This window comes from Chryseobacterium sp. SN22 (assembly GCF_008329705.1).
Classification (GTDB): Bacteria; Bacteroidota; Bacteroidia; order Flavobacteriales; family Weeksellaceae; genus Chryseobacterium.
On the sequence record NZ_VTSX01000023.1, the window covers coordinates 1 to 13,518 of the forward strand.

General features: G+C 37.5%; 8 protein-coding genes. All 8 read right to left on the reverse strand.

Features of this window, described 5'->3' with window-relative positions; genetic code table 11:
• Nucleotides 1–4: 4 nt before the first annotated feature.
• Nucleotides 5–229: a hypothetical protein gene (locus FY557_RS15390; RefSeq protein ID WP_149248131.1), complete on the reverse strand. Its 225-nt coding sequence runs from the start codon at nt 227–229 to the stop codon at nt 5–7.
• A gap of 292 nt (nt 230–521) precedes the next feature.
• Entirely contained in the window at nt 522–1,022 is a 501-nt protein-coding gene (locus FY557_RS15395; protein ID WP_149248132.1) for a hypothetical protein, read from the reverse strand.
• A complete protein-coding gene (locus FY557_RS15400; RefSeq protein WP_149248133.1) occupies nt 1,019–2,587 on the reverse strand; it encodes a hypothetical protein in 1,569 nt (522 codons plus the stop codon). The genes FY557_RS15395 and FY557_RS15400 overlap by 4 nt, the downstream gene beginning before the upstream one ends.
• A gap of 286 nt (nt 2,588–2,873) precedes the next feature.
• On the reverse strand, nt 2,874–3,167 hold the full coding sequence (locus FY557_RS15405) for a hypothetical protein (protein WP_149248134.1): 294 nt from the start codon (nt 3,165–3,167) through the stop codon (nt 2,874–2,876).
• Nucleotides 3,168–3,169: 2 nt separating this feature from the next.
• Nucleotides 3,170–5,344 (reverse strand): zincin-like metallopeptidase toxin domain-containing protein, encoded by a 2,175-nt coding sequence (locus tag FY557_RS20385; protein WP_228451806.1) that lies wholly within the window; start codon nt 5,342–5,344, stop codon nt 3,170–3,172.
• Between the two features lie 72 nt (nt 5,345–5,416).
• On the reverse strand, nt 5,417–9,229 hold the full coding sequence (locus tag FY557_RS15415) for a hypothetical protein (protein ID WP_149248135.1): 3,813 nt from the start codon (nt 9,227–9,229) through the stop codon (nt 5,417–5,419).
• A 21-nt stretch (nt 9,230–9,250) separates the two neighbouring features.
• A complete protein-coding gene (locus tag FY557_RS15420) occupies nt 9,251–10,696 on the reverse strand; it encodes a hypothetical protein (protein WP_149248136.1) in 1,446 nt (481 codons plus the stop codon).
• 551 nt (nt 10,697–11,247) lie between these two features.
• Nucleotides 11,248–13,440: a hypothetical protein gene (locus FY557_RS15425; protein WP_149248137.1), complete on the reverse strand. Its 2,193-nt coding sequence runs from the start codon at nt 13,438–13,440 to the stop codon at nt 11,248–11,250.
• Nucleotides 13,441–13,518: the final 78 nt, after the last annotated feature.

Below are 13,518 nucleotides of genomic sequence, written 5' to 3' on the forward strand. Positions count from 1 at the left end.
ATTACTATTCAGCTTTTCTAGCTAAATATTCGCCCGGAGAATTTCTGATTTTTTCCGCTAATTTATCTATAAATATTTCTCCATCAGATAAATAATCATTTATCTCTTCGCTATTCAGTGCTATTTTTAATTCGAACATTGCTGCACCTCCGCAAATAACTTCCAGGAAATACTTTTGGTTCTCCTTATATAAAATATATTGCCAGTTTCTTTTTATTAATACTTGCATATTTTTACTTTAAATTTAAACTAATTTCTTTAATCCACTTTTTTAATTGCATCCATAATAGTCTCCGAATAACCTTTAGATAGCTTTCCTCCGGGCAGTCATAAATCATTTGCCGTTAACCGGTATTTGATAATAATTTCAGTAATCAGCTAAATGAAAAACAGTATATATCAAGAATCCGCCACAGTTAGACGGATTCCAGATAAAAAATTAGCTTTGGTCGTTTACTTAGTAAGAATAAAAACAAGTATTGATTATTTGTATATAAACTCCCTAAAAAATGGACTGTGACCTATCTTCCATAATCTTTTATAAGAGTATGTTCTGTCGGGTGGTATTCGAAAGTGTTTAAGCTTAGCCATCTAATTTCTATAAATCCGATCACACCTTGTTCTCTGCTAAAATAATTGTCTGTATCTATATATACAGCTATATATTTTTCTCCATCAATTTCTTTTATTTCACCAATTGAATAAACTGGGGAAATTTTGTCCCAATTTATAGGAATTGGTGGAGGCAATATCCTAATTACTTCTTTTTTCAAATTGTATATAACAAGATTGTTAGGAAAACTATGGTCTTTTGAATTCTTAGAATAACAGACCATTATAAAATCTTGAAAAGCAAAAATACGAGATATAAAATTGACCTGATCGCTAACTATTTCATAATCGGTTTCTTGTATCTTCCATTTTATAGATAATGGTCTGTCAACATTTCCTTCTGAAAACTGTAATGGCTTATTTTCATTATCCCAGGTTGAATTATATTTTACACTAAACAATGTTATCATTTAATTATTTTTTCATTTATTTTATTAATAATATTTTCAAAATCACTATCCCAAGCATTAATAAACTCCCATTGTGTTGGTCCTGTATTTATGCTCGTTTTCAAATCACCAATATAACCCTGTCTGCTTGGTACTTCTTTACCTGTTTTTACTTTATATTTTCTAACAACTAATTCTCCTGTTGCTTCATCTTTAAATCCTTTAAGTACCTGAAGCTTTTCTCTTAATTCTTTTATGCTTTTCACTTCATAATTTGATGCCCAACCACCGGGAACTCCTCTCTGTAAGCTTCTATCTTTAAATTCTACAATATAAAACTCATCTCCCGGTTTTAATATCTTATCTATTACTTTGGATTTGTCAGTTGGTTTAGTAGCAAAGGGATTATAACCTCCTGATCGTTCAAAAGTATAGTTAATATACTCTGCGTCCCTTATTTTACCTTCCTCAAACTTAGCCCTAAAAGCCACATCATTCCCCTTCTTCATCACTTCTACTGTATCTTCATACTTTTTAATAGTTTTTCTTCCTAAGTCATCTATTATTTCGAGCTCTATTTTAACATTTTTAAGTTCTGTAAAATAGGTATAATTATTTAATTCTCTAAAGTATTTTATCTCCGTTATAATCCCTTTGGGGCTTATCTTTGCCAAAATATTCCCTTTAAATTCAAGGATCAACAAACCATCTACAATTTTCTTTTGAATTTTAGGGAAATTTTGGGTTAATAAATCTAAAAATTTCCCAATATTAGAAGGCAATTTTTTTATGAAAATAGACGCTTGTTCATCTAATATTTTTACAGATTTTTCAAACGCATCATCAATAATACTCTTAAATTCATTCCATCCTTTCTTTAAAAAGTTAAGTAACTCCTGAAATCCTTTTATCAAATCTTTAACAGACTTCACCACAAATTTACTGAACGTCCTGACCTTTTTTGCCACTCCTTTCGCAAATCCCCAACCCAACCGAAAGATGCCGAAAATAGCTTCTTCAAGCTTCTCTATGATAACCGGTATATCCAGTACGCCTCCGCTAACCAATATTCCGACAATAATTTCAATAATCAGCGAAATGATGAACCCAAAGGCATATCCGATAAAATAAGAGCAGGCAACCGGATCAAATGTAAGGTTTATTTGCTTTAATTTGGTATGTATATATTTGGCCGTTTCGGAGAAACGTATGTTTCTAATAGCCTGTACCGCTTCATCAAACTGTTCCAGAAGAGTGGGAAGGTATTTTTCGATGTTCTGCGCAAAATCTTTACCTAAGGTAATGCCGTCATAGATCATTTTAACCATAGCCAATAATCCGGCAACCGAATCTACCAGTCCGTTCCATACCCCGCATAAGAGTGCATTGTAAGCCCGGACTCCATATTTTAGAATGTCAAGATCGGAAATTTCATCCAGACCTGTAATGACATCATACATAATGTCATACGCGCTCAGATACAGATTGTACAGCAGTTCTAAAAATCCTTTCGGCTGACTGTTTTTCCTGAAATCCTTTTTGATATTCAGCACCAGCCTGACCGTATCATTCTGTTCTTTCAGCATATTCTTTAAAAGACCGGTAATTTCACTGAAATTTACCAAACCGTTGCCGTCTTTTCCCGAAGAGATCAGAGGCTGGTAAGTATAGCTTTCATCAGTTTCTCCGTTTTCCAGTTTCGGGGGCTTGGGCTGCCATCTGTTCTCGCCGAGCTTTGTCTTTTCAATAAGGAGAATTACTTTTTCCAGGAGAATACTGGTTGCTGCCCGCAGTGCATCACTAATATGCCATATAAGATCTTTACAGATAAATTTAATAAAAAAGCAGTCAGAAATGACTGCTGAACTTCAATTAAAAGTAATTTCCATTATTATCCTTTTGTATCTCATGAATAATCATATTAGCATTTTGATAATATAACGGCTCTCCTGTGTCATCTGAAATAGTTAGAAATTCACTTGCATCGAAAATTGGTTCGTCAACAATTGCAACCCATGTATTAGCAATTTTACCTTTTGGTCTAGATAATTCATCATTTTCATGATAACTTATTTTTTTTAGATTTTCGTCTTTAAAATATTGAGGATTTAAATCTTTTAAAATTTTTAATGCTTTTATTAACATTTCTTGTTTTGTATGTTTCATATTTATTTAATTATTATAGGTTTCAATCCATATTGTTCTGTTCTGATTCTATTGATATAATCAAGAGAATCTTTAAGCTCTGCTTCTGTCCATTTTCCACGATTCGCAAGAATTTGCTTCCAAACGTACATTTCTTTATCTAACCGGCTAAGTCTTTTATATGCGATTTCACCGACTTCCTTAAAATGTTTTAAGTGACACATTTCATGGAAGGCAACAATTTCCGTACAGTTTTTAGTTAAAATCATTTGTTGTGTTCCAGCATGAAACATTCCAACTTTTGGAGTCTTGCTTGTTTTCATAAAGAATATTAAATCTTCAAAAGATTTAAATTGATCTATTGGTTGAAATAATTTTGTAACTGAATTGATATCACCATCAACTATTAAAGTAATTCCTTTATTTTTTAATATCCCTCGCAGTTTTCTAATCTGAGATTCTTTTAAAATAAGACCACCTAAATTTCCGATATTTCGGGAAGCCATCCAGTCTAATTCCTTTACTGTAAGATCAGCAACTTTTTCATATCTTGGACTTAAAAGCTTTCTATTCTTCTTAAGCCACTTAACAATCTTTTTCCAGACATTTTCAAAGAAAGCGGTAAGTTTCTTTTTGCCCTGTGAGAATAATGCTAACATCTCACGAAAAATCTTGATGGAGTTCTCAAAAGCTTGTGCAGATTTCTGCACGATAATGTTTGCCCCTTTTACAAAACCACTACTGATTTCACTGGTAAATTTAGCAATTATTTCTCCAATTTTTCCGGCTTTTGCAACGTTGGCAATTTGAGCAACAGGTATAAAGAAAGAGGCAATCGTGGCTAAACCAAATCCTGTGAAATAAGCAATTTTCACCCAATTAAAATCTGCGTAGTCTAGATTGCTTAATTCATTTTTTATTTTAGTATATGTTTCTTTGGTGCTTTCCCATAAATTAACCCAAAAAATCTTAGTGGTAATGGTATCCCAAAAATTATCAATAAGTTCAAGTGTTGTCTGAAAGTCGTTTACAATATTGAAAGGAGCCTGCAAGAGTGCTGCAGCAAACTTGAATGTGCCTGAAATAAAATCGACCGCTCCATTCCAGATTCCGCATAAGAAAGCAAATCCTTCGGCTAAGTCCTTAAAAATAAAATCAGCTGTAGGATTGTCAAAAGCGCTACATAATTCTTCAATTTTTTCTTTTACAAATTCGTTGTATTGCTCTATGGTGGTTTTGGTTTTCGATAAAATATACTGAATGCCTTCTTCTATAGCTTCAGGCATCAAATCTGTTACAGAAAGATCATCTTTATTATTTAATAATTCTTCAATTTTTTTTATGGTTTCCGTAGAAATGGTAAAATTCTCAATAAGATTTTCCTTTTTAAGAAAATAATTCTCATTTTCCGTATCCCAGAATTGCTCATCAATTTTTAAGTAATCGATCCAGATTCCCAATTTTTCCAAAATCCAGCCTATTATCTTAGGTAATGCATTTGTAGCAATTCCCAGGTATTTCAGCACTTTAAAGAAACCTTCTTTAATAATACTTTCTTCGATATACCCGTTCTTTATTAATTTTTCTATGACTTCCTGATTGGCATCTTTATAGTATTTTCGTACCCCTTTGAGAATTTCATTATCATAAAGATTACTTTTTAAATTTCCATTTTTATCGGTAAACTGCTTTCTTACCTTTTCAGACATTTTTCCAAAAAGGACTTGTTTGCTTAGACCGCCATCCGTTTCAAGAAATAAGATCACTTCATCATTTTTGGGTTCAGTAACTTCATAGGATTCTCTTATTTTAAGTCCGTCAGCTGAGATGAAAAGCACAAGTTTAAATGCTAATACATCTCCGGAGTCTCCAAACTTACCGTTATGGTTATTGTCAAAATAGTAATTTTCTTCAAAACGGTTCAGTTCACTGTCTGAAATATCTGCATCAGTAATTACATTGGTATTCCCTTTTTGAACATTTTCTGAATCCGGATAATATTTTGTCAGAAGGTCATCCGAAGTCTGATTGAAAAATTTTACTGTTGCCAGCGGGCTCACGTTAGTCATGCCCCGTATATTTTCCCCCAGGGTAAAAGCATTTTTAAATGAAGGAAATGAGGGTGTTGAAAACTTATTCTCCATCGACAAAGCCTCTTCACCGAAATCAAAAACATCTTTGTATTCTGTATTTTTCATTTTAAAAATTTTAAGATTAATAAAAAAGGCAGAGTGGTCCACTCTGCCTTTTTATTTAAGATTAAACAGAATTTACTGAAGTGCTTTTTTCAGTTCCTCCAGAGGCAATTGTGCGATCACTTCTTTCGGATTTTCGTCATTGGTAAGCTGGAGGAATCCTCCGTTCAGTTCGATATGGTCGATAAACTTATCTTCCCCGGAATTGAGTTGTGCATTACTGAATGCAAAATCGCTTTCTGTGACCACATCAGCAGGAACTTCAAATTCCTCCGGGTCTTCTTCCGAGAATGGCAATGCAGTAAGGGTTTCTAATCCTGCACCATCCTTCTGTAAGATATTGAGCGATGTCGGTAGGGTGGTGATCCACGCTTTACCCTGCTTTACGCCCATAGGCTGGCGCATTTCATCAACAATGCTCATGTACATCGGATCTCCGATTACAGGCACTTCACCGCCGTTCCAGACTTTTCCGGTAGCCATGAAGAACTGTACGGCGTCTTCAAATCCCGGGTTTACGGTGACCACCACTCTTGCCATCCCGGCCTGCAGGAAGCTTCTGAATAAAGGATCGGTGCTTTCCGACAGATACATGGTCTGCCATTCATCGCGGTCTGCCCAATAATACGGATAGAAGGAGTAATCCATAATGGTCCATTCAAACGCCTGTTCCAGGAATTTAGCCAAAGCCGTGTACTGGTCGAGGTTTTCACCCAGGAGTACGCTGAACTCCTTCATGGTCTGTTTCTTATTGGTCAGCGTCTGGCCTAAGGTATTATTATTAAGATAATCCTGAAGCAGATAAGCGATACAGTTGTGCTTGATAATCACCCGCTCCATATCACGGTAGAAGTTGGATACTTTTTCTTTGTTTGCCGTTTCTTCCTCTTTTGCCTTTTCGTCCGCTTCTTTCTGTTTGGTAAGAAATGCCTCATTAGCATCCTCGTAAGCCTTAATAATCAGATCAAAATTTTCCTGCTTCCAGGAAGCCATGTAGGCATCCGACAGGGTACATTTTATTTTTACGACAAATGACATATCGGTCGTCCCGTTGCTGCCGGCATACTGCATCGCGTAATTTCCTACGACATTGATGCCGGTAATGGTATGATTACTTCGGTACCAGCCTTGCTTATTCGGGTTTACAAAAGGCGGTAAGAGGCCTCCCTGTAAATTATCCAGGGTAAGTTGGGAAGAATTCTTCTTGAACCGGTTGTAAAATGCATACGTGATGGTTGCTTCGTATCCTTTATAATTATCCGGAATCATAAGGGTTAATGTTCTTGGTGAAGCGCTGTCATTAAGGTTCTGCGGTCCGGTTTCTGCCGTATAAAGGATGTTGGATTCCGGCAGTTTGGTTAAAGTTACCCCATAATAATTTGCCCAATACTGCAGTTGATCGTTGGTGGCTGATTTCGGATCCTGCATTTCCCAGCGGTCTTTGGATTTTCTCGGGTCAACAGGGGCTTTCAGCGTCTCTTTTGTAGCAAAGGTAGCCAGACGGTGAAGTTTTGCCGGTTCAGGAATCATAAATTCAAACATGGTACGGATTCCATAATTGTAGATCTGGTTCTTCATTTTCTTATCGACCCATCGGTAAATGCCTACTACATGTTTGTCACCATTTCTGTTGTCGAAGCCGTGTGCATTGTTTTCTTCGAATTCCTCGATGATTTTTTCGATCCTTTCTTCTGCCACTTTGGTGAAAATTCTTTCCGTGGCCTTTTCGGTGATTTCCTGGGATTTGGCAACCGCCTGGCGGGTACTGGTCTCTTTTGCATTGCTTGTGGCAAAGCTGCCGCCTACTTCAAACGGCATATCACCACCTCCATATCTGAAATGAGCCTCGGCGTTTATCTGACTCTGAATAACATTGGCTACTTCAGACTGCATATCATTTCTTGTGGTTGAAGTCGTGTCATTCAGGTTCTCTCTTTCGGTAGATTTTGAAGTGGTGGTCTGTATTTCGCTTCTTCTGAGTCTTCGTGTGGATTTTTGCTTGAACTCTTTGGCCATCACATTCTCAATGTGGGTAACTTCTCCGGGAACATAGGCATGGGTGCTTTGTACCACCTTCATATAATCGGCTACCCCTAATCGTTTGATACCGAAGTTTTTGCGGCTTAACGTTACTGTTTTAGGATCTGAGCCTGTTTCAGGAGTGGTTCCTCCTTCTCCCGGATTATCTGTTCCGTCGCCGGGATTATCAGGTTCTTCCGTTTTTGTTCTGAATGAAAATTTTCCGGTGTATGTTTCATCAGCTGTAACATTGCTGTGGGTGATAACCGTATATTCGCCATTTTTAAAATATAAAGTAATCTTTATGTCTGAGACGGCTTTTAAATTGCCAATTACTACAGGGAAGATTACCTTTCCATCAACAACGTCGATAGCAGGGATATCTTTTGAAAAATTTTGTCCTGCCCCGGCCATCTGTACATTCGCTGAAAGTAAGCCTAAAGCCGAACTGTCAGTATTGTAATAAAATGTTAAAAAGTTATGGTTGATAAACAGGGTTCTTCTATTATAAACTTTTAAATAATAAGTACCGGAAACTTCGGTATAGGTAGTCTTTGCCAAAGGAACAAGCACGTTTCCAATCCTTGCGAATTCCTGGCCTGCTGCAGGTGACTTTGCAAGCAGTACTTCGGATTTGGAAGAAAGGTCTTCATCTATTTTTTCATACACTTCAGCGAAAGTATCGTATTCATCCGTGATCAGAACAGGAACTTCGTCAACCAGGATTTTTTTATCCGATACAATTACAATTTTCGAAAGGTCTAACTCTGCTTTTTCCGATTTGCCATCATTAACGGAGGCGAATTTCTCAACAAATAAAGAAAATAATGCCGGTGAAAGTTTTGAGGCCAGGTCTTCAAAGTTCAGTTCATTCCTATATTCAAACTTAAAAAGAGGGATGGAAGGTTCCTGAAGTGTAGCATACAAAGCATCGATTTCTTCCTGGGACATCCCTTCATGAATCTGTGCTTCTATTCTGTCGAGCGCGGCTTGATATTCATCAATCTGAGACTGATATCGGCCTCTGTAAATCTGATAGGCTGCATCCTGTTGTTTTGCTTTTAATTTGTAAAAAGTTTTTTGAATTTTTTCAAGTTCAAGTTTCAATTGAATCAATTCATTCTTCTGTAATTCCAGAACGGAAGTTTCGAAGATCTCTTCTCCGGCTGTTTTAAGCTGTTGCTGTATGGCTGCAGGCAGCTGGTCATTTCCTATGATCCCGGTGCCAACGGCTGATGAATCCACCTGGAAAGAATTGCCGTTAACAGAACTGCTTTGAGTAGCGCCATCCCCAAAGAGGGTAAGAGGCAATACGACTTTGGCTTCCAATGCTTTTGCTTTTAAATCCGCGCCGTTGATTTTCAGATATTCATCCGTAGGTTGCAGTTTACAGACAAATCCGAAATGAAGTGCTTTCAGGACATGGATAATGGCTTCTTTAACGTAAAAATCCTTTTGGGTAACCACCTGGTAAATCAGGTTGTTCCATAATTTTGCAAGTGCGGCATCATCCGTATTTTCATAAGCTGATATCGCTAAGCTTTCGTCAGCAGGTGTTAACAGTTCGTTTTTTGAAATTTTACGGCCGACTTTCAAAGCATTTTTGTAAACAGGATCATTTTCAAGGACACTTTCATTTTTAAAGGCTAATACAGAGAAAGCCCGTGCTTCTTTTTCCATCAGGCTGAATTTCACAGTAGCAGATGTGCTTGAATCAGCAGCCACCACAGAATCGAAAATACCTGTCAGGCCGTCTTTTCTATGAATGAATCCCAGGTTTTTATCCTTGGTCTCCGTGAGTTGTGGGTTTCTTAAGCTTACAAACCTGAAAAGGGTTTGTGAATTGTTTTGTTTGTTGTTAGTTGTCATATTAATAAATTTTTGGTAAGATTAAAGAATGATAAGCTCCTGCATGACTGCCGATACATCGGTCTTAGAGCCGTTATTTTGACAGAACATGCCGAATTTTAAAGCTTTCTGTGTTATGTTTCCTATTTGTGTAAAAGTTCCTGTATTCAGGGTAACAGAAGAGAAAAGGGTATTGCCTTTCCTGATAAAACTGAAATTTCCCTGTACAGCACTACTATAATAATTTGTAGCATATCCCAAACTAGACTCATTTAATTGACAGTACCACTTTATTGCACCAGCTGCGTAACCCATTCTTATCACGGGGAAGGCCTGATTGGAAAGTTCCGGAACAGTGTCTGCAGTTGTTAATCCGAAATAATATTCCGGAGTTCCTGTATAATCTAAATTATAAATATTCAGATTAAAAGAACCTCTCAGAATAAAATCCTGATTCTCCTTAATCAGAGGTTTGGTAATAAGGGAAGCAATAAAGGTATTGTCCCTCTCGAGAGGTTTTACATTCGGATCTGTGGAAAAAACACCAGTGTTTCCACGCCCGTATATGGACTTGCTGTCTGCATCGTTATACAATTTCCTGTCCCACTGCGTCGCTGATAAATCTACCTGAGACAATCTGTTGCTTACGGTGACTGTGGAGCTTGTAATGTAAGATGCGACGCCGTTTGAAATCATTATTTTATATTCACCTTCGGCTAAACTGCTGCAGTTGTAATAGAAAATAAGATCCGTTCCGTTCTGAAACAGCTGTACCTGGGAATTGGGAACAATTAATAACAGATCTCCTGTCGCAGTCATCAGGCTGATTGAGAAATTAGCCGGATTCAGGTTCAGTCCGGTTCCTTTCAGGGTAAACCAGGTATTCTTATCAGTCTGATCGATGATAGGCGGGACGATATAAGCCACACTCATGGTATTGGTGGTCCATCCGCCATTCATCTGGGTTCTCCAGTTGATCTTTTCTTCTTCGGTAAGAAAGGTAGAAGCCGTAATGAAAAAATCCTTTTTCAGATCGTTGACCGGAACCTTTTTCGTTGAATTGTCAGGTTCCAGCAGCGGAATGAAGTGCCTGCTTTCCGCTTTATTAAGAGTTTCGGTCGGCTTATCGAGCTTGGCAAGAAGCAGATCCTGAAATGCAGAGGTGTCTATAATCTGGATATACCTTTCGCCACTCCATCGGAATTGCTTGCCGGTACGTATTTCAATATAAATCTTTCCTGATTCCCCTGCTTTGGGAAAGTCGGATAAAAGATTATATTCCAGGACATCATCCACATAGCTGGGAAGCTGGGAAGCCGGTATTTTACCGTCCACCAGATCGGCTTTTTTGCTGAAGTCATAATCGAGGGTGCCTGCAGGTATCTTATCTTCTTTGTGAAAATAAGAATCCTGCCATTCCCAAAAATCATTCTGATTGGGAATATCTCCGTTTTCAAACCGGAGTTTCAATTCTTGTTTTGTTTTCATAAATCTTGTTTGTTAGTTGAGATGTTAATTATTTATTTTAAGACACAATTCCGGCTGTCCAGCATTTTGTAAATGGTGGTTCAAAGGAGTGAGACATTAAAGAATACTGGGAAGTAAAATGCAGGACCGCTGCGGAACTGTATATTTTTTTAGGGATCTGTTATCTGCGCAGCCTTTCGGAATGCGTTTTCAGGATTGTGATGATTTTTGTTTTCATGTGTTCTTTTGGTGTTGATGTAAGAAAGATTTTCTGCACTTATAATATTGAATTTAGTTATTAGGTTTTATTTGCTTTTGTTTTATGCTTCAAAGATATAGGCTGCTGACGTCAAAACTTGACGTATTTTATTTTTGTTAAAAAATTAGCAGTGGTAATTCAAAATATTAAAGGAAATTAAACGGATATAGAACCTTATGATGGAAATCACATTATTATTAAAACTCCGCAAAATATAATATTTTGCGAAATTTAATTATAGCATTTATTTCATCTTGTCTGAAGTAAAATTTCTAATCTGTTTATTTTGATTGTATTAAACTTCAATAAACGCCTATACTACTGAACTGTCAATTTTCTTAGTGTATTCCAGAGTCAGCATAAATGAATCGATCTGTGAATAATCATAATCCGGCGTATTGGCCATTTCAAATTTTACAAGACTTTTTTCTAACGTAATAAATATTTTTGATCTCCACTGATTTCCTGCAAAACTTACATTTAATGAAGAAGATTCTGTGAACATCTGATTGGAAACAATTATTTCCAGTTCTTCAAAAAGCTTGTCAAGCGGAATTTCACCATTTCTTGGGATGTCATTTGTAAGTAATGTCTTTTTATACAATGGTTTGCCATTGATCCACAATCCTCCTGTTTTTATTTCTGTTGTACTGTAAGAGTGCTGTTTGTCTGCGTACTGGTTCTGAATATAATCGTTTTTTTCGGCACTGTCCCCGAAATAGGTTTTAGAGCTTAGGCCCCTTGGTTTTTCTGCCTGATGCTCAATAAATACAGGTTCATCTGCATTTGAGCCTATAACAATTCCTTTGGTATTTTCACCGTCCGTTTGTTTTAAAGCAATTCCATTGGTGTCTAACGTGATACGGGTGCCATAGGCCAGTGCAAGAATGCCGTTATTTTTGCTTACATCCACACTGCAGGTTTGCGTTCCGTCGGGATTTCCTGAAAACATCATGACAGAATCAGAAAATAAGCCTAATGCATTTTTTACATTGTTAATTTCATTGGTCCTGTAAATAATTCTTTCTGTCGGATCTTCATTTGAGAACCGGATGTTCCCGGTAATAGGCACATCCGAAGCAGTTCCTGTAATGGGAATAAAGGCCGTGAAATCGGATAAGTTTCTGTACCCGAATACATTTCCGGCATTCAGAACGGCTACTTTTGTATAGCTGCTGTCTGCCATCGGAGTCCTTTTTGCTGAAACCACGGCGTCAAAATCTAATGTTCTGGCAGCAAAGTCACCCCCGATGAGAGGTGTTACGAAATCGTGGCGTCTCGCTGTTGTATTCGATTCAATAACAAGACGATTGGATACTGAACCTCCTAAAGGGGCATTACTGCCAATGACCACATTATTGTCTCCCCATGTGCCCATGGCATGAGTAGTAGAAGCTGCATTATACCCGATAAATGTGTTGAAACCCCAGGCACCCGATCCGGTAGTCTTTCCATGGTTATTGCCTGCAAATGCTCCAACAAAGGTATTCTGGCTTCCGTTGGTAAGCCAGTATCCCGCGCCGGTTCCCAAAGCGGCATTGTTTTTACCGGTAATGTTTTTTAATCCAGCTTCATCCCCGATGTATGTACATGCGGTAGCAATTGTAGAATTTTTGCCGGTTTCGTTTCCCATCATTACATTGTAGCTCCCAGTCGTTAAAGAATAGCCGCTGTTCACACCAACAAGAGTATTCCACTGTCCTGTTGTTAAACCGGTACCGGCAAAGCTTCCCATAGCAACATTGCTTGCTCCGGTGGTTAAATTCTGCAGGGTACCGTATCCTATTCCTACTCCGTATACTCCGGTATGGTCTTTATTCATGTTTCCAAACCATAAAGAATAGGTGGTAGGGCTAAAGCCTATTTCACCTGCGCGTCCGTGATCCGGCTGGAAAATGATAGGTTTGGTTGTTCCGTTGCCCCGGTCGATAATGTTTTGCAAATTATCGCTGCCGGTATAAGTTGGCTTATCCGTTAGGTCATTATAGCTTCCCGTAACAGCTACTTTTTTCAAAACAAGTTTTTCCTGGCTTTCCTGAGTTAGGGTAACACTTCCATCAGAATTGGTAGTTGTAATAATACTAAACTCGGAAAGATTGATCCGGAAAGAAGTCCCGTTATTTTGGGTAATGGTAATCATATTTTGGGCAGCATCATAGGTTGCGTTTTCAATGTGGATGTCATTGGTAACAAGTCCTCCCAAATCTATGGATTTGCTTTGCTGAATACCATTCTCTCCTGTATAGAATACTGTTAATACATTGCCATTCAGTTGGGGATTCTGAATGGAAGTCTGAGTTTCTATTTTATTTTGCCAAAGCTTAGCATTTTCCGGAGTTAAATTGGATGCATCCGCATCAACCTTTTTTGTAAGATCATAATCTATTGCTGTAGCCGGAATCTTATCTTCTTTATGCCAATAGGAATCCTGCCATTCCCAGAAATCATTCTGATTAGGGATGTCTCCGTTTTCGAAACGGAGTTTCAATTCTTGTTTTGTTTTCATAAATTTTTTTTTAGTTGAGATATTAATTATTTATTTTAAGACACAGTTCCGGCTGTCCGGCATTTTGTGAATGTTGGT